Annotated in this window: 23 protein-coding genes; 10 read left to right on the top strand and 13 right to left on the bottom strand. The window is 45.2% G+C overall.

Going from position 1 to position 25537, the window contains the following annotated elements; all coding sequences use genetic code 11:
• Positions 1–95 precede the first annotated feature (95 nt).
• Together RIM23_RS22540 and RIM23_RS22535 are read right to left on the bottom strand one after the other, a co-directional pair.
• Positions 96–863, bottom strand: a complete 768-nt coding sequence (locus RIM23_RS22540; RefSeq protein ID WP_446369500.1) for a hypothetical protein — start codon at positions 861–863, stop codon at positions 96–98.
• Positions 864–886: 23 nt separating this feature from the next.
• Complete coding sequence (locus tag RIM23_RS22535; protein ID WP_446369498.1) at positions 887–2569, bottom strand: hypothetical protein; 1683 nt, start codon at positions 2567–2569, stop codon at positions 887–889.
• Between the two features lie 275 nt (positions 2570–2844).
• Here RIM23_RS22535 and RIM23_RS22530 point away from each other — a divergent pair, with 275 nt between their 5' ends.
• The gene (locus tag RIM23_RS22530; RefSeq protein ID WP_446369496.1) at positions 2845–4284 is read left to right on the top strand and encodes a GNAT family N-acetyltransferase; all 1440 of its coding nucleotides are present in this window, start codon (positions 2845–2847) and stop codon (positions 4282–4284) included.
• Entirely contained in the window at positions 4217–5050 is an 834-nt protein-coding gene (locus tag RIM23_RS22525; protein WP_446369494.1) for a hypothetical protein, read from the top strand. The genes RIM23_RS22530 and RIM23_RS22525 overlap by 68 nt, the downstream gene beginning before the upstream one ends.
• Positions 5051–5175: 125 nt before the next feature.
• On the opposite strand, the gene RIM23_RS22520 is transcribed toward RIM23_RS22525, so the two are convergent.
• The 5 genes from RIM23_RS22520 to RIM23_RS22500 all read right to left on the bottom strand — a co-directional run bounded on the left by RIM23_RS22520 (position 5176) and on the right by RIM23_RS22500 (position 9455).
• A complete protein-coding gene (locus RIM23_RS22520) occupies positions 5176–5748 on the bottom strand; it encodes a ferritin-like domain-containing protein (protein ID WP_446369492.1) in 573 nt (190 codons plus the stop codon).
• Positions 5749–5899: 151 nt separating this feature from the next.
• Positions 5900–6115, bottom strand: coding sequence for a hypothetical protein (locus RIM23_RS22515; protein ID WP_446369490.1), 216 nt, complete (start codon positions 6113–6115; stop codon positions 5900–5902).
• A 103-nt stretch (positions 6116–6218) separates the two neighbouring features.
• On the bottom strand, positions 6219–7376 hold the full coding sequence (locus RIM23_RS22510) for a citrate synthase (protein ID WP_446369488.1): 1158 nt from the start codon (positions 7374–7376) through the stop codon (positions 6219–6221).
• Positions 7377–7468: 92 nt separating this feature from the next.
• Complete coding sequence (gene sixA, locus RIM23_RS22505; RefSeq protein WP_446369486.1) at positions 7469–7972, bottom strand: phosphohistidine phosphatase SixA; 504 nt, start codon at positions 7970–7972, stop codon at positions 7469–7471.
• Positions 7973–8183: 211 nt separating this feature from the next.
• Positions 8184–9455, bottom strand: a complete 1272-nt coding sequence (locus tag RIM23_RS22500; RefSeq protein WP_446369484.1) for a DHH family phosphoesterase — start codon at positions 9453–9455, stop codon at positions 8184–8186.
• Here RIM23_RS22500 and RIM23_RS22495 point away from each other — a divergent pair.
• A complete protein-coding gene (locus RIM23_RS22495) occupies positions 9409–9636 on the top strand; it encodes a zinc ribbon domain-containing protein (protein ID WP_446369482.1) in 228 nt (75 codons plus the stop codon). The two genes, RIM23_RS22500 and RIM23_RS22495, sit on opposite strands and share 47 nt — an antisense overlap.
• Before the next feature lie 167 nt (positions 9637–9803).
• On the opposite strand, the gene RIM23_RS22490 is transcribed toward RIM23_RS22495, so the two are convergent.
• The 4 genes from RIM23_RS22490 to RIM23_RS22475 all read right to left on the bottom strand — a co-directional run bounded on the left by RIM23_RS22490 (position 9804) and on the right by RIM23_RS22475 (position 17514).
• Positions 9804–10301, bottom strand: a complete 498-nt coding sequence (locus RIM23_RS22490; RefSeq protein ID WP_446338114.1) for an HNH endonuclease — start codon at positions 10299–10301, stop codon at positions 9804–9806.
• 80 nt (positions 10302–10381) lie between these two features.
• Positions 10382–11902: an adenylate/guanylate cyclase domain-containing protein gene (locus tag RIM23_RS22485; protein ID WP_446369480.1), complete on the bottom strand. Its 1521-nt coding sequence runs from the start codon at positions 11900–11902 to the stop codon at positions 10382–10384.
• Positions 11903–12092: 190 nt separating this feature from the next.
• A complete protein-coding gene (locus RIM23_RS22480; protein ID WP_446369478.1) occupies positions 12093–13148 on the bottom strand; it encodes a diguanylate cyclase domain-containing protein in 1056 nt (351 codons plus the stop codon).
• A gap of 10 nt (positions 13149–13158) precedes the next feature.
• Positions 13159–17514, bottom strand: coding sequence for a PAS domain S-box protein (locus RIM23_RS22475; protein WP_446369476.1), 4356 nt, complete (start codon positions 17512–17514; stop codon positions 13159–13161).
• A gap of 623 nt (positions 17515–18137) precedes the next feature.
• On the opposite strand from RIM23_RS22475, the gene RIM23_RS22470 reads away from it, so the two are divergent.
• The 6 genes from RIM23_RS22470 to RIM23_RS22445 all read left to right on the top strand — a co-directional run bounded on the left by RIM23_RS22470 (position 18138) and on the right by RIM23_RS22445 (position 24005).
• Positions 18138–18368 carry a hypothetical protein gene (locus RIM23_RS22470; RefSeq protein WP_446369474.1) on the top strand — a complete coding sequence of 77 codons (231 nt, stop codon included), beginning with the start codon at positions 18138–18140 and terminating at the stop codon, positions 18366–18368.
• Positions 18369–18638: 270 nt separating this feature from the next.
• Positions 18639–18845: a hypothetical protein gene (locus RIM23_RS22465; RefSeq protein WP_446369472.1), complete on the top strand. Its 207-nt coding sequence runs from the start codon at positions 18639–18641 to the stop codon at positions 18843–18845.
• A gap of 217 nt (positions 18846–19062) precedes the next feature.
• The gene (locus RIM23_RS22460) at positions 19063–19572 is read left to right on the top strand and encodes a CIS tube protein (RefSeq protein WP_446369470.1); all 510 of its coding nucleotides are present in this window, start codon (positions 19063–19065) and stop codon (positions 19570–19572) included.
• A 487-nt stretch (positions 19573–20059) separates the two neighbouring features.
• Positions 20060–21346, top strand: a complete 1287-nt coding sequence (locus tag RIM23_RS22455) for an RNA-guided endonuclease InsQ/TnpB family protein (protein WP_446369502.1) — start codon at positions 20060–20062, stop codon at positions 21344–21346.
• Between the two features lie 252 nt (positions 21347–21598).
• Positions 21599–23545, top strand: coding sequence for a VgrG-related protein (locus tag RIM23_RS22450; RefSeq protein WP_446369468.1), 1947 nt, complete (start codon positions 21599–21601; stop codon positions 23543–23545).
• Positions 23546–23609: 64 nt separating this feature from the next.
• The gene (locus RIM23_RS22445) at positions 23610–24005 is read left to right on the top strand and encodes a DUF4280 domain-containing protein (protein WP_446360538.1); all 396 of its coding nucleotides are present in this window, start codon (positions 23610–23612) and stop codon (positions 24003–24005) included.
• Positions 24006–24010: 5 nt separating this feature from the next.
• On the opposite strand, the gene RIM23_RS22440 is transcribed toward RIM23_RS22445, so the two are convergent.
• Positions 24011–24841 (bottom strand): hypothetical protein, encoded by an 831-nt coding sequence (locus RIM23_RS22440; RefSeq protein ID WP_446369466.1) that lies wholly within the window; start codon positions 24839–24841, stop codon positions 24011–24013.
• Positions 24842–24932: 91 nt separating this feature from the next.
• Here RIM23_RS22440 and RIM23_RS22435 point away from each other — a divergent pair, with 91 nt between their 5' ends.
• Entirely contained in the window at positions 24933–25349 is a 417-nt protein-coding gene (locus tag RIM23_RS22435) for a GPW/gp25 family protein (RefSeq protein ID WP_446369464.1), read from the top strand.
• Here the strand turns inward: RIM23_RS22435 and RIM23_RS22430 are convergent.
• Positions 25350–25537, bottom strand: a 188-nt coding sequence (locus RIM23_RS22430; protein WP_446369462.1) for a hypothetical protein, incomplete at its 5' end; no start/stop codon positions are given. It abuts the gene before it with no gap.

Raw genomic sequence — 25537 nt, 5'->3', positions numbered from 1 at the left:
CTTGTTTCATGGCTAAACTATACCACTACATGGGATAGAAAGAGAGAGATTGAAAATACTTCGGGGATTGACCCCTCGCATTTTCCGCTATCCCCCTACCCCTTACTTCGTTGAAGGGGTAGCCCCTCGCGATTCGGGTGGTGAATCACATTAACCGGGGCGTACTGTTTTAACACAGATAACAGGTGTCCAGTTTGTTGACCACAGAGGATAAATTTTGCTGTTTCCGACTGAGACTCAATTTGAACAAGACTTGTTGCTGCTGCTGACCAGTGTCTTCCATCCGCAGAAGACTCAATATGTCCTAACAGTTTTAGTCGCCGCAAAATGCGACCAGGGGCTTCAAGTTCCAGCGCCTGACAAGCTTTTTTAAATAATTCCCATGTACCCTTCCCCGTAGCCGATAGCCAGTAGAGCAATTGTTGATACCGTTGAGAAATTGCTTCATTATCCGGTATTTCCTGAGTTGTCGATGTTGGTATGATCTGGAAAGGATCGTCATTTGAGTCAGATTCAACAATTTTGTAGGGAATGGGATTTGTGTAATCATGAACATGATGAGCAGCACCAACCATCCGTTTAATTTCGTCATAGCGGAAACTGGATCGACCTTTAATCGGAGATTTAAAGAAAGGCAGTGGCATTAAATAAGACTGCACAGGTTCAGGAAAATCCCCAGGTTGAGGCGTTTCTACCGCGATAAAAAAATAGAAGCTCCGACGTTTAGCTCCTTTTTCAATTCGCACCAGTGGCACAAACTCACTCAAGTCATGCTCTAAAACCTTTTCCGAAATTTTATCCACCAGTTGTTTAACATTGCCTCTGTAGGAGAACCCTGCATACCATCGTTGAACATTTGCCATAGCCTTTTTATCGTTTAGATTAATCAAGGAATGGGCATAATTATACTGCCACATACGGAGTATTTATCTCCAATATTGATAAATTCCCGACGTTCGGGTTCAGAAACTTCCAGACTGTTCCAGTCCAAAATTCTCACCAATCGCTCTGCTGACTCATTCCCATAAGTCGCTCTAACTAAATACAATCCCGTTCCCGGTAACTTCAGGGGTAGGGGTTGGTTCGTTTTCTGCGATCGCGTCACGATGACTTGCTCATTCAACAAGTTGCTCACCTCCAGTTCAACCCTTGGAGCAAAGCCAAAAACGGTAACATGAGGCGGATGTCCCTCCAACCATCCGCGTTGATTGGGAACCCGCAAACCACCAGAGAAGCTGATAGATAACCGGACTGTTGGCTGCAACGCATCTTTGAGGGTTTGGTTATCAATAGACACCCCATCATAGGCTTGAGATGTAACCAAACATTGAGTCAGTTCTACCCAATTTGAATCCTCCGCAATCGGTTGAGGTTCACCACTCCATGCCAACAAACGCTCATCCTGCAAACTGTAAATATCGTTCAACAGTTCCTGCTTACAAAGTAAGATAAAAGGTGTACCCAATGCTGGCGTTCCCCAAGAGGCATAAACGCCGGAGTCAGGATTTTCGGCATCAGGAATGAGTAGCCAAAAATCACGAGCTGGAAGGATGAGTTGATCGAGTTCAGGCGGAGAAGTTACTGAACATCTAAGTCCCTGTTCTAAGTCATCTACCCTGAGCGGATTACCGATAGGTAAGTACCATCCGGGACGCTCCTCACTTAAGGCTTGAGTCCCATTTTCATACTCAACCTGTACCGACTCTAATTGTCGCCCTCGTTGTTGCTTAGGATAAAGATAATAGTCAACTTGACCAAAGAAAGGGTCTTCGGTGCGATACAATCCAGCAAAAAGATTGGGACTCCAGGTATGACCAACCTTATTCGGTGTTGCGGGACACCCTTGAACTTGCCACTGCTGATACACCTCATGAATGACTTCGGCAACGATTTCCGTCCGTTGTTTATTTTCCATTACCAATTCCCGTAAATGATGGGAAAGGGGTTCACGACGAATCTGAGTCAACAGTGTCTGAGCATCCCACGGAACCGTCCATTGTTTGGTGGCAAATAAAACTTGCAGCTTATCTTTGTCAGCCTGTCGCAGTAAACATTGAGAGATCGGATAGTTAATATATTTTTGTGAACCCCTTCCTGGGTAAGCAGAAGGCTGAAATCCCTGCTCCCATAGCCAATAATTCCAAGCTTTCCACAGGGGTTCTTCTGCCTCTTTACCCGATTTCATGCCCTGTGGACGCAGAGAACCTGGGAGAGGCAAAATTTCTCGCAGTCGTTTGAAGTAATTCAATTGAGAAATTTCTTCTTCATTCGCCATGCGGTAGGCGGTTAAAACGCAGGCTCCGAGAAAAGCCACACAATTAGGACTATCGTTTTCATCTCGTCCTTGGATAGGATTCAGATTAACCTGTTTGTCAACAATAACGGCTTTTCTGATCGCTTCCTGAAAGTCATCACTCCAATTATCCGAGCCAGAAAGGGTTAAAAAAAAGCCTTGACCAATTCGATCAAGTACATCATCGTCAACGCTCAAATAAATCTTGCTTCCCCGTGGCACCCCTTTGAGGAAGTAAGATATTAACGCTTGGTTCCATTCAGTGTAATTTGCCATGACCGAGTTTCAGTCCCTATTGACTTGCCGAAGGCGGGTTACTCTTAATCACTGTAGAGTCCTACCGCAATAATCAATTCGCCATCTCTGTTAACTCATGGGGACGGCAAAAATCAGGGTCTAGTTGTTTCTATTATGAATTCTAGCTCAAGATTTGGACAACGATAACACCGAATTTTTTTGGCGAAGACAGCGCAACGACGAACCCAGCGTGTTAAATTGACATAACAGCAACGGCTAAATTTGCCCAATTCTGTTGTTTACGAGAGGTAGGCGTGCCGACTAAATCCCTAGAGTCAATGGTTGGATTGGCGAAAGTAGAAGACTTGCCCCGGATTAAAGCCCTGGCAGATGCCCATCGGCAAGAACTAGGCTTTGTCAATCGGGCGACTCTAGCGGCGGCGATCAACTCCGATGAAATTCTCTGTTGTCTTCAGGGGTTTTTGCACTTTCATCATCGGCGCGATAAGATTTCTACGCTTTATCATCTTTGTGTTTCCCCGGAATATCGCCGACAAGGGGTGGGGCGTTCTCTGGTTACTCTGTGGGAGGAACATAGCCGCACCTGTAGTATGGAAACATTGCGCCTTAAATGTCCCCTCGATTCAGAGGCGAATGGTTTTTACTGGCGATTAGGCTTCACTCGAGTGGCGATCGAACCCGGTAAGCATCGTCCTCTAGTTGTTTGGGAAAAGAAACTCCCAGAGGCGACACCAAGCCATCCTAAATTTGTCGCATCTCTGAGTGCTGGAGGTTCCGATATAAAGCGTCTTTTTGAACTTTGGGATATCGGTGGTGATCCGCGTAATCCATTTCAAGACGTTCTCACTTCACCCCTAGCTTGTCCAGCTTCGACAATGACGTATTTGCGCCACGAAAAAGAAAAGGGGCGAATTAAAGAAATCTGGCTCGATTGTGGGGCTTATCAGGTGCAGCAAGGGAAAATAACTTATGAGGAATTATTAGATAAATTAGACCAATTGTATCGTGATAATCAGTGGGCAGATGGATATGTATTGCCAGATAGTGTACCGCTCTCGACGGATTCCGATCAGCTTGTGGAATATAAAGTCCGAGAGACGCTCTACTATTGCACCAGATTTTTCCAAACAATGCCCGCATACATCCAAGAACGCGCGATCGCACCCGTCCATGGACGCACACCAGAGCAAATCAGCCGTTGTCTGGAAACATATAACCAGACGGGCATTACGACAGTCGGCTTTGGATCTTGGGGAACCTCAGGTCCGAACAGCAGTGTGAATATGCTCTCCCAAGAAAGTTTAGCCATGTTCTCAACGGTTCTGGATATCGCTAGTGAACATAGAATGAAAGTTCATTGTTTTGGTATCGGTAGTCCAAGTAGCTTTAATCGTCTCCGCTCCCATAAACTAATCCCCCATACTTTAGATAGTACGACCTGGTGGAAAGCCGGAGGATTTGGCGCGATTTTTTTTCCCAATACCGCTCAAATCCAACTAACGAAAAGACGTGGTATTGAGACGACAAAAATTGCCTTAGAACAGCTCAAAAAAACTACTAATCATTCGTGTTCTTTTTGCCAAAGTATTGAAAAATTAAGAACGAGTCGTAACTACCGAATCATGCACAATCTTACGGCGTGGTTAGACACATTGGCAGGCGAAAATGGGAAAGAGATTAACGTTACACCTACAACAGAATACAACCTTAGAAAGAGTGGCGGCGATTCTTGAGTTTTTTAACAATCAGGAGACAGACCTTGAAGAATTAGCGGCAAGATGTTATATAGGAGTTACCGTTTTACAAAAACTCATCTTCCCCTTCTTGCGGAACATTTCAATCCTTTCTAAAACAAATCCACCTGAATTAACCCCATTCGGCAAAGTTGCGGCTCATATCCAACAGTCAAATCCTGACATACTGGGTGATTTTTTCCATTTACAACTTTATCACCTACATCGAGAAGAACCTGACAAACGATTCTCCTATGCTTATGGGACAGTTGTGCAGCAACTCTGGTTGCGAAAAGAAGTTGTGTTATCACCTACGGAGAAAAAATCCTTAGTTGGAGAAGTGATTGAAGCCGCTGCCCATAAATTTGAACTGTCTGCTAGTGAAATCGCCTTTAGTGACAGTAGTGTCACTGGTGTACTCAACTGGTTACGCGGCTTATCACCACCGGTAATCGAATCAGAAGGAAAATCCGAAAACTTTAGCTGTCGCTACTTTTGCGCGGCTCCTTTATTGATAAAGGCAGTAGACAAAACCTATCAACAACTGCAACGAACCTATGGCTCTAAGATTTTCTTGCGAAAAGAAATTCAAGAACAGCTGTGTCAAATGTTATTGTTAGATCCGAGTGGATTAGATGGCACTCTAGATAATACTAAACGCACCTATGATTACGATCAAGGCAGCTTATTTGACTATGGGTATGAAGGCGGTTACGGGCAATGGGTGATGTTGACTCAATCTCCAGAATGGAGTCAATTACTTTAATTTGGACTTTCGACTTATATTATTTTAGGCATCAGGCAAAAATCCCGCACCCAATTTGTGTTTTGGTAGCACGGGATACATTTTACCTGAAGTTACGCGATCGCACGCCAGACAGAACTAATCGATTAGCTAGGTTTAGTTCTGGGATCGATAGCCGCTAGCAGATCGGCAAGTTCACTGGCGTGATCTTCTTCGTCTTGTAGAATTTCTTCGAGTATATGACGAGTTGTGGGATCAGCATGACCGAAAAAGCCGACTAGCTTGCGGTAAACTTCAATGGCAATCCGCTCGGCTACTAAATCTTCTTTAATCAATTGAGTCAACTCAATATTTGCACCCGTGCTACCATACTCAGTCGATGAGCGATTCATGATTGTCGCTGGATTAAAATCGGGATCACCCCCAACCTGGTCAATACGCTCGGCGAGCATCATCGTATGTTCTTGTTCTTGCTCGGCGTGTTCAGCAAACTCCGCAGCAACTTGAGGATAATTAATTCCCTTAGCAATAACCTGATGGTGACGGTAGCGCATTACACATAAAATTTCCGTGGCTAGCGCTTCGTTGAGGAACTGACAAGCTTGTTCGCGGTTTAGGGGATAATCTTCAGTAACGGCTCCCTCTTCAATAGATTGACGCGCCTGCTGGCGAATCTGATCGATATCATAAAGTTTATTGTTTGTTTGTGTGGCTGTCATAGGTGTTCATCCTTCTCATTATCAAGGGTACTCACCAATTCACCAACGACTTGTCGTTGGCTCTTGGAGCTAGCTAATGGAGTGACCCAAATCTTTACTGAACTTAACTTTAAACAAAGAGCCGGAAAAGCGCTTCTGTCGTAGGGGAGAGTTATCTTATGAGGCTACTCACGCCGGTAAAAATTGCGATACCTGTTAGGACATTGAAGACATAACCAGCAATGAATCCAAAAGGAATCAGCCAATAGGCTAAGGGGATGATTTGTTGAGTCGCCTGTTGATTGGGTTCAACTAATCCAAATTCATCTGCGCTTTGATAGCCTTCACCGATGATACTAATCTGGGTCGTTGATAAACCATTTGTCAAAGATATCATCCTCTTCCGTTTACTTTCTCCACGAAACCATCGGTAACAAATAGCGATCGCTCCTCCTTTCACTCTAGTTTTGGGGAGAAGCGATCTACCTGTTTTACACTAACGGGATTTGTGATTGCCGTTCATGGATAGGAACATAAGCGACCTCGTGATCGCCAGTATAAATCTGGGTGGGTCGGAAAATCCGGTTTTCTGCCAGTTGTTCCTTCCAGTGCGCCAGCCAACCGGCTACCCGTGCGATCGCGAATATGGGGGTAAACAAGTCGGTGGGAATACCAAGTTTGCGATAAACCAAACCGGAATAGAAATCTACATTCGCGTAAATCCCTTTATATCCCAGTTTTTCCTCAACCGCCTGTTCTAACTCTAAGGCAATTTCGTAGTATTTATCCGAACCAAACTTCTCAAACAGTTGTTCGGCTAAATGCTGTAGAATTGTAGCTCGCGGATCTTTGACCTTATAGACACGGTGACCGAATCCCATGATTTTTGACTTGCGCTGCAAGCAATCCTCTAGATAGGGACGAACATTTCCCACTGAGCCAATTTCTTCGAGCATCGTAATCACTTCTTCATTCGCTCCCCCATGCAAGGGACCGGCTAGGGTACCTACGGCTGATGCGATCACCCCATAGGGGTCAGTTAGCGTCGAAGCCGTCACCATGGCTGAGAACGTAGACGCATTCATGGTATGTTCAGCATGGAGTGTTAAGCAAACATCAAAGACGTGAGCCTCTAAGGGATCAGGTTCTTGCTCAGTGAGCATATACAGAAAATTAGCGGAATAGTCTAAATTGTCGTTCGGCTTCACCGGGTCATTCCCCTTCCGCATCAGCTTAAATGCTGCTACCATTGTCGGGATTTTCGCCAACAGGCGGACAACGGCTTCCCGGATGTAATTGGGATTTGGGAGAGCGCGTTTCGAGTAAAAAAGACCCAATGCTGCTGCAGACGCTTGCAGTGCATCCATCGGATGTCCGGTTTCCGGGAAACATTTCATCATGTCCCGAATCCGATATTTAATCCGTCGATGGTAACGAATTTCCGTCTCAAACGCTTCTAGCTCATCCTTAGTTGGTAGCTCACCCCATATCAGCAGATAGGCGGTTTCTAGGAATGTGCTTTTTGTGGCGAGTTCTTCAATCCGAATACCTCGATACTCTAATATCCCCTGTTTTCCATCAACATAGCTGATACTGGATTGGGCCGCGGGAATGCCTTCTAAACCTGGTTTATACTCACAGACAGTCATAGAACTACCAAATACGTTTGAAGTGTTCTCAGGCTAACTTACCAGAAACTGTCAGATTAGTAATGTGTGTTACAAAAATTCTTAAAGATCGTCTAGATCAGCCATTTTGGCGACGTGAGCAAAAATAGCTCACTTTGACCCAGAGGAACTCCCGTTTCTTTCAGGTTTAACCCGATAACGCCCGCTTTCTTGAGGACAAGTTTTTCCCCTGCTTCTCCCCAAACCAACAATTCTGCCCAATTGCCTAAATCCGGTTGATGACCGACTAACGCCAAACAGCTTTCTCTGTTCCGGTTTTGACGCCACTTCTGTAGCCAGTTGACCCAGGTATTGATATCCCCATCAGGCGCAAGGCTGGTAAATTCGTCGAGTTGCTCACCCAAACCTACCTCTTGCAGAATCGCGGCGGTTTCTCGCGCTCGGACTAAGGGACTGGTCAATATTTGGTCAAAATGCAAACCGCGATCGCGCAGTTGCTTGGCGACTTTGGTTGTCTTCTTGCGCCCTTTGCTCGTCAGGGGACGATCTTCATCGTTCGGATAGTCTTTGCGATCGGCAGCGATGCCATGACGGATCAAGTACAGGTCTATCGTCATCCGTTTTTTATTTTGTCCTGAAAATTAAGATCGTAAGGTTCTCTAGGAACACAATCAAGATTTTATTGATGATGCTATTGAATTTTTTGCCCTCACCCAATAAAACAAGGGCAGGTTTTGCATCACAGTTGTCGGAAACAATCAATGTTAATCCCTAAACCCGCCCCTACAAAAATCGTGATCGCCTGCAATGGTGGAGAGCCACACTTGTTTAATCAGTGTGAATCAAATTATCTTTGGGATTAACTAAGCGCCAGAGTTTTTGCTTGATTTGAATATCAAAGACTTCCCACTTGAGCTTGGTGAATTCGGTATTATCATTAAAGCCACCTAAAAAGCCAATGGGGATTTCAAAGCCGCCGGCGGTCATGCGTCCGCCACCAAAGAATCGTCCCTGATTGTCTTGACCAAAGGCTTCTTTAATAAATTCGTCGGGATCAAGGGTAATTTTATTGGTTCTCAAGGAACCAATTACTACTTCGACTTCTTCGTCTTCGTTGTGGACAATACCGTAAACCACAGCCGTGTGGACATTTTCTTCAGTCACCAAAAAGTCAGCAGCTTGAGGAATCGCATCGCGGTCATCGTAACGTAAATAGCCCACTCCCGCGATCGAGAAATTATTCTGGACAATGCGATTTTTCAGCGATCGCTCGATCACATCCATCACTCGTCGCGATCGCGCCGTTTGCAGGACAGCATTGAGCAACTGTACATCATAGAAACGGCTCAAATACGCCGCCGCTAAGAAATCCTCTTCCTTCGCCCGCATCAGGCGATCGGTATCGGCACGTAAACCGTGCATGAGTGCTGTGGCGCACTTGACATGGGTGCTAATACTACTATCAAGCTTGAGTAAACCCTTTTGCAGGTATTGGCTGAGGATAGTGGCGGTTGCCCTTGTCTGAGGTCGCAAATCGGCAAATTCTGCTTCCAGATTACCCTGAGGATTGTGATGGTCAATCAGGACAACAATGGGGATACCTGCTTGTTTGACAAAGGGCATTAACTGGGTTGTGGTTCCCTGGTTGTCAACCAGAACACAACCTTGATACACCGAAAAATCCCGATCCTTCAATGTCTGAATCCCCCAGCGCTTAGCTGGCAAGTTGGTCAGTTTGACCAAGGCGATGTTTTCCTGATGAGACAGAGTTCCTGCATATACAATGTCACATTGGATATTGTACTGTTGGGCAATTAACTGGTACGCCCAAGCACTCGATAAAGCATCAGGATCAGGAAAATCTTGAATGACAATAAGCTGGCGTTCTGAACTGTGACGATCTAAAACCTTTTGCAGTTCTCCTATTTTGGTTTCGGAAGCATCAACATGCTGCCGAGGTTCGCGGCTACTACTACTGCGGTTATTAGGATTTTTTGGGGAAGCTTTCTGTTGTCGTGAAGCTCCATCACTCCCATCCGAACCTGATGCTTTATTGTGTAGAGCGTTATTATTGGCAGATTTCAGCGGGTTGGATTCCATAGCGGGCAAGATATTTAGCTGTTGGTGCCGATGGGAACCCACCAGTCAGGTATGCTCTGAATGCGGTTATCGCTGGGGGAAACTGAACTTATCAGTCAGGACAATTGTCTGTGTCAACTGTGGAAAAGAACACGACCGGGATGATAATGCCTCAGTAATTATTGTAGAGACGCGCTTTTGAAGCGTCTGTACGGGTAGGGCATATCCACGACTATAAACGGACTCCTGAGCGCGTGTAAGACCTCGTATGAGGCACTGTGTGATGAGCTGTCAACCCACCCTTGAGTACATTCAGTTATCACTGTTTGACTGGTAGGGAATCACCGTCCTTGTAGGGTGGTGAGGATGTCAAACGCCAATCACATACTTTCGCCACTCTTGATGAACTCCACCTTTAACCTGTTTAGCCACCTCAAAGTGAAGACTGCTATATGGCTTGCGGGGTTGATGTCGCAACATCATGTTGGCTTCCTTAGGCGTTCGGTTCCCTTTTTTGACATTACAACGCACACAGGCGGTGACAATGTTTTCCCAAGAATCTCCCCCTTGTCGAGAACGAGGAATCACATGATCGAGGGTTAAATCATCACCCGTGTATCCGCAGTATTGACAAGAATGACTATCACGGTAGAGGATATTGCGGCGGGTTAAAGGAATTTCTTTGTAAGGAACCCGAACGTAATGGCGCAACCTAATAACGGTGGGTAGCGGTAACTCTGGGTAGATATATTTGCCGTTGTGTTCAATTTGTTCCGCTTTGCCTTTGAGCATCAAGACAACCGCTCGTCGCCAATTGGTGACATTGAGCGGTTCGTAGGAGGCGTTTAACACCAGAACCTTGCTCATTAGGAGATCGAAATAATGTGAATATTATCCCAGATATTAGCACAGGTTGATGGATCTGGGTAATGTTTTAACGTTTCGGTCTACTGAATTTTTTTATCCTTGAGCCAATAGGTGGTCATTTCTCCCTTACCTTTAATCAGAATCACACCACGTTCCTCAAAGTCGTATTCATCTTTGAGCAATTCATAGGTTGCCCGGGTTACTTGAATGCGACCGGGTAAACCGTGAGATTCCATACGGCTAGCGGTATTCACGGTATCACCCCACAAATCGTAGCTAAATTTCTTGATGCCAATGACACCCGCGACGACAGGACCGCTATTGATCCCAATCCTCAGGCGAAAATTTTCTCCAGTCTCTTGGTTAAATTCAGTAATGGCTCGCTGCATATCTAAAGCCATCTGTGCAATCGCCTGAGCATGATCCAGACGCCGCCGAGGTAGTCCCGCCGCCACCATATAAGCATCGCCAATCGTTTTAATTTTTTCCACGCCATGTTCCTCAACCAGTCGGTCAAATTTGGAGAAAATCTGATTCAGCAGTTCAACCAGTTGGGTGGGTGAGGTTTGAGTGGAAAATTTGGTAAAATTGACCAGATCGGCAAACATAATCGTTACCCCTTTAAAACTTTCTGCGATCGTGTGCTGACCCCGCTTCAACAGCTCCGCCACCGGTTGGGGTAAGATATTCAAAAGTAACAGTTCGGCGCGTTTGCGGGCGCGATTGAGGGCAACTTCGGCTTGTTTTTGTTCGGTAATATCGGATACTGTCCCTTCGTAGTAAAGGAGTTTAGCCGCTTCATCTTTAACCGTATCGATATTTTCCACAATCCAAATAATGCTGCCATCTTTACGATAAACCTGGGACTGAAAATCGGATAAGGTATCATAGCGCTGCATTAAAGCGGCTAACTCTTCCTGGCGTGTGGGTTCAACATAAAGTTGCTCTCCAATATTCCTCACCTGTTTCATCAGATCTTCGGGTGAGGTATAGCCTAAAATTTTGGCTAGGGCTGGATTAGCGGTGATGTAGCGTCCCTCAGGAGTGGCTTGGAAAATGCCCTCGGTGGCTCGTTCAAAGATACTGCGATATTTCTCTTCCGCTTGGCGCAGGGAAGCTTCTACTCGTTGTCGTTCTTGAATTTCGGCTTGGAGTTGCAGATTTTGCTCCTCTAGCCGCTTTTGCAGGTTCCGAAGTGCTAGATGCGTCGTCACTCTGGCTTTGACTTCTTCCTGCTGCACGGGTTTGGTGATAAAGTCTACTGCTCCCAGATTCAAGCCTTTGACTTTATCGACAGCATCAGATAGCGCACTCAGAAAAATTACTGGGATATCTCGAGTTGCTGGATTCGCTTTCAGGCGGCGACAGGTTTCAAAGCCATCAATCCCTGGCATCATTACATCCAGTAAGATGAGATCGGGTTTGGCATATTCGACTTTTTGCAGAGCGCTTTGTCCATCCTGCGCCACCAAAACTCTGAAGCCAGAATCGGTTAAAAAGTCAAAGAGGACACCGAGATTATGGGGAGTATCATCGACAATAACAATGACGCCTTGTAATAACTGTTCATCATTCATCGGGGTTAAAGTGGTTTGGTTCATAGTTCATAGTTCATAGTTCATGGTTCATTTTCTGGTGAACTTGCTATGAACGATGTAGCTGGCTTCGTGTGGTATAATGGAAGATTGGTTGCTTTGATTTGGCGATCGCAGCCCTACTCTGGAAGTTACTTTGTCCCCGGTAGAAGATTCCCTGTTTTCCTCTCAAGAGCCACCCCTACACCCGGAGTGATCAATTCGGTAAGGAGCCAGAGGCTGAAGGTATTGAGCATACACTGTGATTGTCAGGATCGTCGAGTGGCATAAAAACCGTGCGATCGCGTCCCGTTTCTTTTGCTCGATACAATGCTTGATCCGCCGCCCTGATCAGCGCTTCCGGAGAGGTGTGGTGACAAGGAACAGTGCTAGATACCCCCACACTCAATGTGACAGCATTCTTAATCGGCGATCGCGGATGGGTCAAACCTAACTGATTCAGCGACGTCTGAATGAATTGAGCAACTTGTAATGCGCCTTTGGCTGGGGTATTGGGTAGAATCACCGCAAATTCTTCTCCTCCATAGCGGGCGACTAAATCGGCGGGGCGCTTTACCACCTGTTTCATCGCTTGCGCCACCTGATACAAACATTCATCCCCAGCTTGGTGACCCTTGCTATCATTGTAGAGTTTGAAATAGTCTACATCACATAAGAGCAACGACAACACCCATTGCTCTCGTCTGGCAATCCGCCACACTTGGTTAAAATATTCGTCAAATCGATGCCGATTCGCCACCTTAGTTAAACTATCTAACGTTGCCAAACGCTTCAGTTGAGCATTCGCTTTTTGCAGTTTCGCCTCAGCCTCCTGACGCTGCTGAATCTCTTGTTGAAGTTGCTGATTTTGGACTTGCAGATTCCGGCGTAGCTTTTGAATCGTCAGATGGGTGTTCACTCGTGCCAACACAATTTCCTGTTGGGTGGGCTTAATAATATAATCAACCGCACCTAATTCAAATCCTTTGATAATAACCGCCGTTTGAGACAGTGCTGTGAGAAAAATTACCGGCATATCGTGGGTAGCTGGATTAGCTTTCAGACGCCGACAGGTTTCAAACCCATCAATTCCCGGCATAATCACATCCAGCAAAATGATATCGGGATGCTCTAATTCAGCTTTTTTGATTGCACTTTCACCATCCCTTGCCACGATAACCTGGAACCCCGCCTCACTCACAAAATCTAACAGCACTTCTGAGTTCGTGAGATTATCATCAACAATGAGAATCGTCTCTTTATCATGTATCATTTGTTATTTGTCATTCGTCATTCATGTATCTTTTCACAAACTCCAGAATTTGTTTCTCCTGAAACCCGTTGGCTAAGCGGCGCAGCTTCTTGGCAAATGGAACCCATTGCGGATCGAGTTTTTCTAATTGATCCGCTTGCTCACTAATCCCTTTGATATCACCCATCATGGCTAATTCATAGAGAATCGTCATTTCCTTTAGGGGCGGCGCGACAATCTCTGAAGCAGTAATCGAAACCTCTGGTTTTTGTTCGGGCAGTTTTTCCCCAGGGTAAACACTACTGGGTGCTTCAGTGGATTCATAAATCCATTCTAAGTTTAGATGCTTTTGCAGCGTAGCAAAGAGGGTTTTGGCTTGTACAGGTTGCCCGATAAAATCATTACAACCTGCCGTAATAGATTGCTGTTGTTTTTCCCCAAAAACACTAGCTGAAATCGCCAAGACTACGATATCTCGTAACGCAGGAATTTTTCGTAACCGTCGCGTCGCCTCTAATCCATCGAGTTTTGGCATCATCAAATCCATTAAAATCGCGTCGGGGTGTTCTTCTTGGGCTTGCTGGAGACAGTCTTCACCATTGATGGCTTCAAGTACCTCAAACCCTAAGGGTAACAATAAATTGACGAAAATTGAGCGATTTTGCCACTGATCATCGGCAACCAAGATTTTGCGCCGATGACCGCGAAACCCAATAATAATTTGATCTTCTACGACATCTATTGCTGGGTCTGGAGAGACGGCGGGTAAATCTAAATCGACAGAAAAGGTACTTCCTTGACCAACATAACTTTCTACATGAAGTTCGCCGCCAAGGAGTTGGACTAACCGTTGACTAATCGCCAATCCTAATCCCGTTCCTTCCACCTGTCGATTCCGATTTTCAATTTGATGAAATGGTAAAAAGATATTGGTTAATTGTTCAGCAGCAATCCCAATTCCTGTATCTTGAATCTGAAATCGCATTTTTCGGGATGATTCCGTCTCCGATTGAGGGGCTGAGACATAGCCAACTTTAAATGTAATATTCCCCTGATCCGTAAATTTAATTGCATTCCCCAACAGATTAATTAGCACTTGTCGCAGTCGTTTTTCATCACCCCGGACAATTTTAGGTAGGGGGGAGAGGGGTTCATAGTGAAAGGCAATAGCTTTTTCGTCAGCCCGGATGCGAACCATTTCAATAATTCCCTCCAGAAAATGGGGGAACTGAAACTCGCTTAAACATAAGTCCATTTTCCGGGCTTCAATTTTAGACAGGTCTAAGATATCGTTAAGTAGGGTTAACAGATGTTCGCCACACTGTTGAATGATACTCAGTCCTTGCTGTTGCTTGGCGGTAGGATGGGGTTCGCGTTTGAGCACTTGGACATAGCCTAAAATACCGTTGAGGGGTGTGCGGAGTTCATGACTCATATTTGCCAAAAATTCGCTTTTGGCATTATTGGCAGATTCGGCTTCTTGGCGGGCTTGTTCCAGGTGGAGATTCTTTTCGGCTAATTGTTGACTAATTCGGGTTTGTTCTTCTAAAAGTTGACTCTGGGCGAGGGCAATTCCTACCTGATCCGCTAGTTGACTCAACAGTTCAATTTCAAACATTTCCCACTGTCGCAGACCACTACATTGATGGGCAATTAATAGACCCCAGAGGTTGTCTCGTTGTAAAATAGGAACAATTAAATAGGCTCTAACGCCAAAGGGTTTTAAGAGTTTGATATGGCAGGGTTCCAGGTTGGCTTGGTAGAGATCTTCGATCGCGCGAATACGCCCTTGGCGATATTGTTCTAAATAGCCTTCCCGAAAACAGGGATCGTAAATCTCCTGTCCTTGAATCGGTGTCCAGCCAGGAACCACGGCTTCAGTCATGATTACCCCCGTTCCATCGGCGTTGAGTTGGTAGATTACTACCCGATCAACTTGCAAGATCCGGCGCACTTCGGTTACTGTAGTTTGCAGGATAGCATCCAGTTGTAAGGATTGGCGAATCTTGAGCGTAATTTCGGCAAAGAGTTGCCGTTGTAAGGTTTGGCGACGCAATTCAGCTTCGGAATGTTTGCGTTCAGTGATATCTTCGGCAATCCCAGCAATGCGGTTCATTTTACCCGTTTCGTTGAACACCCGAAACGTCCGCACCCAAACCCAACGTTCACTCCCGTCGGGGCGTAAAATGCGGTATTCTTCTTCAAAGTCTTGTTCTCCTTGCAGTTGTTTGCCTAAAGCTTCGGCAACGCGATCGCGATCATAGGGATGAATATTATCTAACCAGGTCATCGGCTGATCGTAAAGACTTTCGCGGGAACGTCCCCAGACTTCCTCATAAGCTGGACTCAGATAAAACATGCGGCTTAAATCGGGCGTGGTTAAAAAGAACACTTCCCGAATATTTTCTGCGAGTTGGCGGAATTGTTCCTCTCTTTCGAGTAACGCCGCTTCTGCTTGTTTGCGATCGCTAATATCAGTATGCGTCCCGACAATTCGTGTCACCTTATCCTGTTTATCCCGTAGTACCAATCCTCGTGATAAAAACCAAGGGGTTGATCCATCAGTGTGTACCATGCGAAACTCTAATTTCCATTGGGAAAGTTCGCCGCTAAAGAGTTGATCCATCGTGGCTTTTACCCTAGAGAGATCCTCTGGATGAACCCGCGCTATCAATTCATCAAAGCTGGGACTATCGTCATCTTCGGGATAGCCAATTAAATGAAGAAATTGGGGGGAATAATAGTAGGTATTGGTTTTAACGTTAATATCAAAGAGTCCACTATCATTGGCTTGAATCGCTAGGGCAAACCGTTCCTCACTTTCGCGTAAAGCGGTTTGGGTTTCCTGGCGTTGGGTAATATCCAATGCCATAGAGGCGATACCCAAGAGGTTACCGTGGTTATCAATTAGAGGAGTATTATACCATTCGCAAACAATCGTTCTGCCATCTTTAGTGATATTCTGATTACAGGAACGAGCAACTTGTTTGTCGTACCAAAGTCTGGCTTTAATTTGTTTAATGTGGGCTTGGGCAGCCGGTGGCACAATTAGAGTGGAAGGATGACCCAAGGCTTCGTCCCGATGATAGCCAAAAATGGTTTCAGCGGCGGGATTCCAATCAACAATTTCCCCATCCGTATTCCATTCAATTACCGCCAGGGGAGTTTGTTTAACCAACAGGGAGAGGCGTTGATCATTTTTTCGCAGCGCCTTCTCCATCCGCTTTTGTTCCACCACTTCCGCCAAAAGTTGGCGATTAGCAGCTTTCAGGGCGGCGGTTCGTTCCTCAAAGGTTTGTTGGAGACGTGCAAAGATATGGCGAGAATGAGTTTCGCGATCGCATAATTCCTGGTAAGCGGCGGCGCGATCGGTTATCGTAGCGGCGACAATGAGGGCGGTGATGGCAAAGACGGCGATAAACCCATCTTGGGATAAAATAACCCAATTAGGCGATTCAAACGCCTCAGCTGATTGCCAAAAGGCAACACTTGCCACAACCATGATACCCAATGCGGTTATCTGTTGACCCCATTGCAGGGCTGCCCATAAGATGAAAGGAAATAGTAAATACTTTAAGTCAGCCTGACCTAGAAACTGATACAACCACTCTGTTAACTGAGTGGCAAGTTGTTGATGAAATTGGACTCCGATTGGATTAGAAGCGGTTATACTATCTTCGGTTACGACTATCGCGGAATTGGCGGGGATGGAGAAGACACCAAACACCAAACCACTCACTATTCCCAATCCAATCAGCCAGACTCCAACTTGCAAAATGATTGTTGATCCTTTACAACCTTCCCGGAAATGGTTTCTAGGGGCGGGTAATGAGACTTTCTTTTCGCTATTGATAGTAACCTTTGAGTGGATCATTGAATAACCCAGAGTTAACAATACAGGTGTAACAATTAAAAGTCCCATGGCGTTACTCAACCACAACAGCAGCCAATCCCCTGAACTCCCTTCACTCCCTAATCGTTCACCCAGCAAACGGATAGTGGGACTCACCAGGGAGGATAATAGAACCATACCCACCAGGAATTTAACCACATCCCGGCGACGGTTTAACCCTGGATGCATATCCCAGAATTGAACCAACGTCACACCCCCCCAAGCTTGTAGGGTACAGCCTAAACAGGAGGCGATCGCAACAGTTCCCGGAATTCCACTCCATAAAGCCCGAGACAATTCTCCCAAAGCGACACCCAGCCACAGATTGCGCCCCAGTAACAACAGGGCGGCTTGACTAATTCCGGCGGGAATCCAGAGAAGGGGGATAATATCCTGACGGCTAAAAATTTGAGCAGTGGCGATATAAATTAGCGTCAGGGCTAAGACGTTGAAAAAATATCGTCCTAACGGAGAAAGATTCCAGGTTATGTTCATCGGAATTTCTGACGTTTAAACTATCCAGGATGAATGATTAATTGGGCTTGGGAATAAACCCATCAAGCGCTTATTGGAGCGGATTTAGGCGTGCAATCGAGATAACACCAATAACATTTCAAGCAAACCTGTCCTTTCCCCATCCGCACAGCGGCTACAATCTCAAGTCTAAAATCGGATCACGATATGGGGGAATAGTCACAGCGATCACCCTTCGAGTCTACCATTTTAACTCAAAGCACCATTTTCAATCAGGTGGTTAAACCTTAAAATCAGCGATGTAGAGACGCGCCATGGCGCGTCTGGGAGCATGTAGAGACGCGCCAGGGCGCGTCTGGGAGATGTTGGCGGTTCAGTTATTTCTGCCTTCTTGGACTAGATGATAAAGAAGATAGGCAACCCGGATTTGACTGTGATCTTCATCATCGTATTTCAGGATAATTATCACAGTCCCCCCCTCAATCCCTCACAACTTTGCCCTCTGAATATCACTGGAGTTAAAGACATGTAACACAAAATACCTCTAGACAATCAAGGATAATCTGAACATTCAAAACAAATCAGATATCTCTCAAAATCTAGAATCTGATTCACCGAGTTTCATCTACATCTTGAGTTTTTCTATGAACCTTTGGCTTGTCACTCTATATACGCTTATTTCGCTTTATTTATTAGTTACTTGGTTACGCTTTTTCAAACAAGGCACAGGACTGTCTGCTCAGCAAAACCTCTTATCGTTACTCACCATTGGCATCGCCACAGTATTTTGGCCCCTTGTCATCCCCATTGCTTACGTCAAGTTATTAAACGCTACCGTATCAAAGCCGTCGAAAGGTTCTGCTGAACCAGTTTAAAAAGATTAGGAGTATGGATCAAAAAGACTGTATCTAACAAACTCAATACTGCCCGGATTCCAGATTATTAACACAGAATACATTAATAGAGCCAATCCCAATGATTCGTGAAGAAAGATGAGGCGGGAAACCAGACCCAGCCATGATGGCTATTTCACAACTCATCCAGATATACTTGACAATCAAGTAATGATTAGCCAACTTAATAGACATCTGCTATAATCACTTAGAATTTGAAGACTTGTTTGGATTCATACCTGGAGTTTGAATATGAAACTTTTGCTTGTTAGTCTTTACGTATTGGTTGCGCTTTATTTATCGGCAGCTTGGTTACGCTTTCTCAAAAAAGGAGCGGGACTATCTCCTCAGCAAAAAGTCTTATCTTTCCTCACCGTTGGCATCGCTACGGTATTTTGGCCCCTTGTCCTCCCCATTGCTTACGTGAAATTATTGGACACAACCGTATCACAACCTTAGAGATGTTCCACCGAAACATTTTAACAAGACTTAAAATAATCGCGCAAAACTTTAATTGAATCCTGGAAGAAGATTGGCTGCTCACCCTAAACACTGGCAAGCCCTTGTCTGAACCCTCTGGTAGAATAGTCAGTAAGAGTCATTCTGGAAAACTCAGCGTAAGACGAGGTGAAGCCATTGACAATTGCCGGAAAAACTGAGTCAGAGGTAATCAGTCATGTCACAACTTGTTAAAGCCCAGCTTATTTCCACAGATGGTGGGGGAACGATTGATTTCATGTTCAACCCCAGCCAGTTGGCGTTTAGCCAGCAAATTAATTTAACAAAAAGTAGCGGAGCGCGAACGGGTCGAGGATTACCCAAGGTTAACTTTGCTTATCCTGAACCCGTTACCCTCTCGATTAACGACATTATTTTTGATACTTATGAGACAGGTGAGACTGTTCTCCGTCATTTGAAACCCTTTGAGAAAGCGGTGAATTTTGCCGAGTCGGGGGAAGGGAAGGAAAAACGCCCTCCAACTTATGTGTTTACCTGGGGTTCCCAGGAGTATATTCGTTGTTTTGTTACAAAAGTTGATTATAACCTGACCATGTTTCTGCCAGATGGGACACCCGTCCGAGTTTCGGTTAATCTGACCTTGGAAGAGATTGATGAGTCTGTTTCTCAACCGGGAATGGGAACGCCCCAACCGAGTGGTAACCAACGTCAGAGTGGTGGGCGCTAGTGTAACACGGTGTAATGGACTGACACAGCTAAAATTGTGGGATAGGTTGTAGGTTGGGTTGACGATAGGAAACCCAACAGAATATAGGGACTAATGCCCTTACTACAAGCCGCATCTAATTCATCAAATAAGCTGTGCCACGCCAGTAGGTTTCTTTTAGAGATGAGGGAGATGGGGACTACCCAACTTGATATCACCCAAGTTTCTCGCGTTGAGACTATCCATCTGTTAGGATAGCTACACAGATATGAGTCGGTTTCGCGATCGCACCCAATAACCCCTACCAATAACTCACTGAGCCTACAACAGTTTAGGTCACGTCAGACCTTTTATCGAAAAAGCGATGGTGAAGACTCCCATGCTCTATAGCTGGGAGATGAAACCGAGCGAACCGTCCAGGTAGCAAATTTATTTGCCAGTCAAATAATCCGGATGAAACTTGACCAGTAGGTGTATACAATAGAGACAATTGCAGGAGGTCGAGCAAGTGTTTGCCTTAGTTTATGAGTTTAAATTAAAACCAACTAGCACCCAGATAGCCACCTTTGAGGAGTGGTTAGAGCAGTGCAGGAGGATCTATAACTATGCCCTTTGTGAGCGCAAGCATTGGGTTAATAGTCGTAAATGTCCGGTGAACGCTTGCTCGATTAAAAGCGAGTACATCATACCAGCAGACACACCAGCACCAACGTATAACAGTCAAGCGGTAGCCCTCACCCAAGCGAAAAAGAATATCCCTGCACTTAAGCAGGTACACTCACAAGTGCTACAACAAACCCTCAGGCGGTTACAACTTGCATTTGAGGGGATGTGGGAAAATGGGAGAGGATTTCCACGGTACAAGAAAGCTGGACGGATGCGCTCATTCGTGTTCCCGTCAATGGGAAAAGAACCCATTCAAGGGAATCAGGTCAAGTTGCCTAAAATTGGATTAGTCAAGTTCAAGCAATCCCGCCCGATTCCCGATGATGCAATCATTAAGCAGGCACGAATTGTAAGACGGGCATCCGGTTGGTATGTACAGCTAACCCTGCGATGGGAGGTGGATGTACCCTTCGGCAAGCTCAGGGCGTCGCCTCAAATCAGTCCAACAGGTACATCATTAGGAATAGATGTAGGCTTAATGCACTTTGCCGCCGTGTCTAATGGACGAACGTTTCCTAATCCCAGACCATTTAAACGGATGGAAAGCAAGCTTAAATCGCTGCAAAAGAAGGTATCTAATAAACGGTTAGGGTCAAACAATCGCGCCAAAGCACAAGCCAAAGTAAGCCGACTACATGAGCGGATAGCAAACACTCGCAAGAACTATCACTGGGAGCTAGCCCACAAACTTTGTGATTGGGCGGACATGATATTTGCCGAACAGTTAAACCTGAAGGGGTTAGCCCGTGGGATGTTAGCTAAAAGCTGTTTGGATGCAGGCTGGGGTCAGTTTCTAAGCATCCTATCCCAATGTTGTCTTAAGCGTGGGGTATACTTCCAGAAAGTACCCGCAGCCGGAACAAGTCAGACTTGCCCCAAATGCTTAAAAGAAACAGGCAAAAAGAAGCTATCCAGACGGGTACACAAATGCCAGCACTGCGGGTATGAATGCGATCGCGATGTTGCAGCCGCTCAAGTAGTAGAAATTAGAGGACTGTTAACCTTGAGCGAAGTCGAAAGGCAAGCCGTGGGACACACGGTAGGTAAGCTTTCTGAGGGTAAAGGTCACATCCTGGAAGATGTAAAACTCTGCCTCCCTATGAAGAAAGAATCCCCCGCGCTCTTTTAGCCGGGGGAGTGTCAACATCATTACCTGTTGAATTTTTACAGATGAATGCTACATTCATCTTAAACCCGCTATTAATGTTGGTTTACAAAACGTAAAATTAAGGCAAGAGAAACCAGGTAGGCAATAAACTAGAAACTTAACTCCCAAGCCCCTGCTTTCTGCCTAAATTGTCCGTATATCACATCAATTCCCCTGGGTAAAGTCCCAGTCAGCGGCACAACTGTGTGCCAAGTCTCCATTCTAGAGGTAGCCATGGCTGTCACTTATGTAGCTGAACCGATTTTAAACATTGATGGTCAGTTAGCTTCCCAAGCATTACTTGACGACATTATTGAAATCGCTTTGGAAGAAAGCCTCCATCTTCCCGGTATGTTCACCTTAGTGATTAAGAATGATTACTTTCCTGGGCGCACGGAGGATCAAACCTGGCGACATGGTGACTTATTTGAAATTGGCAAAACGATTAAGATAGGTTTCGTTTCAAGTACCACCGCAGCCCGAGAGTTTGAAGCGCAAGAGAAAGACTACGTCCTCGAAGGGGAAATCACGGCGATGGAATGTAACTTTACCCGTGACTCCGAAGCCCCAATGATTATTCGCGGATATGATATTTCCCATCGACTGTGGCGAGGGCGATATAATCGTTCGTTTCAGAACATGACCGATACCGATATTGTGAAAAAAATTGCTGGGGAAGTTGGGATAACCACAGGTAAGATTGATGAGACGGGGGGACCTTATGGCTATGGAGATATCAATGGGTCGAATGGCTATGTTTTTCAAGAAAATCAGACCAATCTCGAATTCTTACGAGAACGCGCCGCTCGCAACGGCTTTGAGTTCTTTGTTCAGGATGGGAAATTAAACTTCCGCAAACCCAAAGTCGATGAATCTCTAGAACTGAAATGGCTTAAAGATGTTCATAGTTTTCAGGTTAGAGTCAGTAGTGCAGAACAAGTCAGTGAAGTTGAAGTCCGAGGCTGGGACTATAGTCAAAAACTACCTATTGTAGAAACCGCGAATCGAGGACAGGTTCATACTAAAAATGATTACGGAGACGGTGCGAAAACCAGTACCAGTTTTAAAGGAAAGCCCCCCACACCCAAGATGATTTTAGTAGACCAACCTGTCTTCAATGCACCTGAAGCGAGAACTATTGCTCAAGCTATTTGTGATGAATTAGGGGGAGAATTTGTTCAGGCTGATGCGAAAGCTGAAGGAAACCCCAAAATTCGACCAGGGCGAGTCATTAAATTGAAGGATATAGGTAAGTATAGCGGAGAGTATTACGTTACAGAAACCCGTCATCTATTCGAGGAACGAGTTTACACCACAGAGTTCACGATACGGGGATTACGCGGTGATAATTTTCCCCCTCTGCTATCCCACGAAGCCCCTTTTCAACCTGGACAAACACTACTCGTAGGCATTGTTACTGATAACAATGATCCGAATAGTTGGGGGAGAGTCAGAGTCAAGTTTCCTACTTTGACCGAAGAACACGCCAGTTATTGGGCGCGTGTAGTGGGAACAGGTGCGGGTTCAAGTCGAGGCTTAGACTGTTTGCCAGAAATTAATGACGAAGTGTTAGTGGCGTTTGAACATGGGGATATTCATCATCCTTACGTGATTGGCGGAGTTTGGAATGGCAAGGATAAACCGCCGGAACCCGTGACGAATAGTGTCATGGATGGCAAGGTGAGACTGCGGACATTGAAAACTCGCACCGGTCATACATTACAGTTTGTCGAAGAGGATAAAGGCAGCAGTAAGAAAGGAGTTTATCTGGATACAGTATATGGTCATCATTTATATTTAAATGATAGTGATAAATTTATCGAAGCGAAAACGAAAAATGGTCATCAAGTACGTTTAGATGATCAGAATAATAAAATTATCATAAAAACTCAAGGAGGACATACTTATGAAATGAAAGATCAAGGCAGGAATATTACAATGCAATCAACGGGAACCATTAATGTAGAAGCTCCCCAGAATATTACTTTAAGAGTAGGCGGCAGCACTATAGAAATGTCACAAATGAGCATTATTATCAAACAAGGTGGTAACAAGATAGAACTCAGTCCTACAGGAATTAATATTGATGCCCCAACCACGACTACCCTGAGTGGCTTGACCACATCAGTTCGGGGCAAGACATCGGTTACTGTGTCAGCTCTAAATATTAGTCTAGGGTGAAAAATGAGAAAAACAAATGATAAAAGTTAAGCAACCCAAAACTAAAAGTAACAAGGAATAAACAATGCCGTTGCAAACTTGTATGGGGGCAACACTCCAATGTATTCCCTTTGGAGTAGCACCCAGTTCGTTAATTGTGATTCCCAAAGGTCCACCTGTATCAGTGAAGGGTAGGTTAGCGGCTACGATTATGGACTTTGCTCCAATCGCCAATATACCACCTTTTGGCATGTGTACCTCTATAGCCAATCCAGCCGTGGCATCAGCAACAGCAGCAGCTTTAGGGGTATTAACTCCTATGCCCTGTATTCCTGTTCCAGTCGGTCCGTGGAAGCCTGGGGCAATTAAAACAAAGATTAATAATATGCCGGCACTCCCTGATTTTGCTGTTTGTAACTGTAGTTGGGGCGGTGTGATTAAAATTATGAATCCTGGACAATTTCAAGTCACTGTTCTCTGAAGAGGTTATTCTGTTAACGGGATAAATACATTGTGATTCATCCATTTGGGAATTTTGTTAGCACTCATTACACGCAATTCAATACTAATTCGATCCTGAGTCATAGCTTGAGTAACATAAGTTTTGTGAAGCGTGCCATTGAGGAAAATCAGAACATCTCCCAGGGTCATTTCTGGTGACCAAAACTCATCGGGTGCAAAACGTTGTCTGAGTTTAACCTCATTTAAACAGTCATAATGGAGAAGCTGATCGAGATTTCGCCTGATCAACTGAAGACCTGGGCGATTTCGTCCACAGTCTGTCAGCGGTATCCAGCAGGTAATTAGGGGTGTTAACGGTTCACTGATATAGTCATTACTGCTATCCGATAAAGGGTTAAAAGTAACTCCTAAAGCCCCATCTTGATGCCAGCTATGGGGGGTATGCAAGGGATGATAGTGTGAGGGAGCATACTGTTTCCTGACCCAAGATTGAGAAAGGTTAAATAAAAGGGAGTTATCCATCATCTGGGCTAAAATCTGATAAGCTAAAGAATTGACTAAAATAGACAGCATCTGGTGAGAAATCGTCTCGAAAGCACGGGTTACTTGATAATCATCAAGGGCAAACAGACTAACGGAGGTGGATCTAGCATTAAAAAAATAGTAGAAAGGAAGATAATCACTGACCTGTTCGATGCCCTGCTCATGAAGAATCTGTTCTATGCTAGAAAAACATTGAGTGGCGGATCGAGCAACAAGGGAAAGTTGAGCCGTATCGAGGATTCCTTTGAGCAGAACAACTCCATAATTTTTGAGTGCAAATTCTGCCCCTATGACTGAATTATGAACTTCCATAGCTTTAACTGGACTCAGGTTTTGGCGAATAAGCTTAATTCTTGAGACACTGATAAGGTAGCACTGATCCTAATGCGCTAAATTTATAAAAATGGCAGACATTACAAATAATCAGCCCCGATCTTATCTGGGTAGGGGACTATCATTCCCATTACGGGAAAACTTACAAGGAAGCCTGCAACTCAGTTCCGATATCCGGAACATCGAAGAATCGATTGGGCTTATTCTCGGAACAAAGGTGGGTGAACGAGTCTACCGACAAAATTTTGGCTCGCGCCTGTCGGAACTTGCCTTTGCACCGATGAATACCCAAACTCTTTTGCTGATCCGAGTTTATGTGGAGGAAGCCATAAAAATGTGGGAACCTCGGATTGTACTAGATGGCGTTTATACAGAACCTGACCCCATTCGCGGTCGTGTCAATATTACTATTGAATATCATCCGAAGGACTCCCATGATACTCGGAGTCTGGTTTATCCATTTTATTTGCAGCCGTCTGGGGAGTAACTAGGATCTGCTGAATTTGTACTGGGGATAGGGAGCAGGGGGAGCAGGGGGAGTCAGGGTTAAGAAGTCAGGGTCAATTCCTTCACCTCGCTCAATACCATCGGTATTGGCGTTGGGTACAAGCAGCAGACGCACTCTTCCAGCTTCTTCTTTGCGAATGGGTGATAAGCATAACGTGCGAGCAATGG

Origin of the sequence: Coleofasciculus sp. G3-WIS-01 (assembly GCF_040223135.1) — a bacterium.
Classification (GTDB): domain Bacteria; phylum Cyanobacteriota; class Cyanobacteriia; order Cyanobacteriales; family Coleofasciculaceae; genus Coleofasciculus.
Note: the sequence above shows the minus strand (reverse complement) of the source record. Positions and strands in the feature narration are given on the sequence as shown.

Coding starts and splice junctions, on each gene's coding strand:
- RIM23_RS22540 (WP_446369500.1), bottom strand. CDS start 863: ATGGCAAATGTTCAACGATGGTATGCAGGGTTCTCCTACAGAGGCAAT.
- RIM23_RS22535 (WP_446369498.1), bottom strand. CDS start 2,569: ATGGCAAATTACACTGAATGGAACCAAGCGTTAATATCTTACTTCCTC.
- RIM23_RS22525 (WP_446369494.1), top strand. CDS start 4,217: ATGGGAAAGAGATTAACGTTACACCTACAACAGAATACAACCTTAGAA.
- RIM23_RS22520 (WP_446369492.1), bottom strand. CDS start 5,748: ATGACAGCCACACAAACAAACAATAAACTTTATGATATCGATCAGATT.
- RIM23_RS22510 (WP_446369488.1), bottom strand. CDS start 7,376: ATGACTGTCTGTGAGTATAAACCAGGTTTAGAAGGCATTCCCGCGGCC.
- sixA (WP_446369486.1), bottom strand. CDS start 7,972: ATGACGATAGACCTGTACTTGATCCGTCATGGCATCGCTGCCGATCGC.
- RIM23_RS22500 (WP_446369484.1), bottom strand. CDS start 9,455: ATGGAATCCAACCCGCTGAAATCTGCCAATAATAACGCTCTACACAAT.
- RIM23_RS22490 (WP_446338114.1), bottom strand. CDS start 10,301: ATGAGCAAGGTTCTGGTGTTAAACGCCTCCTACGAACCGCTCAATGTC.
- RIM23_RS22485 (WP_446369480.1), bottom strand. CDS start 11,902: ATGAACCAAACCACTTTAACCCCGATGAATGATGAACAGTTATTACAA.
- RIM23_RS22480 (WP_446369478.1), bottom strand. CDS start 13,148: ATGATACATGATAAAGAGACGATTCTCATTGTTGATGATAATCTCACG.
- RIM23_RS22475 (WP_446369476.1), bottom strand. CDS start 17,514: ATGAACATAACCTGGAATCTTTCTCCGTTAGGACGATATTTTTTCAAC.
- RIM23_RS22470 (WP_446369474.1), top strand. CDS start 18,138: ATGAACCTTTGGCTTGTCACTCTATATACGCTTATTTCGCTTTATTTA.
- RIM23_RS22465 (WP_446369472.1), top strand. CDS start 18,639: ATGAAACTTTTGCTTGTTAGTCTTTACGTATTGGTTGCGCTTTATTTA.
- RIM23_RS22460 (WP_446369470.1), top strand. CDS start 19,063: ATGTCACAACTTGTTAAAGCCCAGCTTATTTCCACAGATGGTGGGGGA.
- RIM23_RS22450 (WP_446369468.1), top strand. CDS start 21,599: ATGGCTGTCACTTATGTAGCTGAACCGATTTTAAACATTGATGGTCAG.
- RIM23_RS22445 (WP_446360538.1), top strand. CDS start 23,610: ATGCCGTTGCAAACTTGTATGGGGGCAACACTCCAATGTATTCCCTTT.
- RIM23_RS22440 (WP_446369466.1), bottom strand. CDS start 24,841: ATGGAAGTTCATAATTCAGTCATAGGGGCAGAATTTGCACTCAAAAAT.
- RIM23_RS22435 (WP_446369464.1), top strand. CDS start 24,933: ATGGCAGACATTACAAATAATCAGCCCCGATCTTATCTGGGTAGGGGA.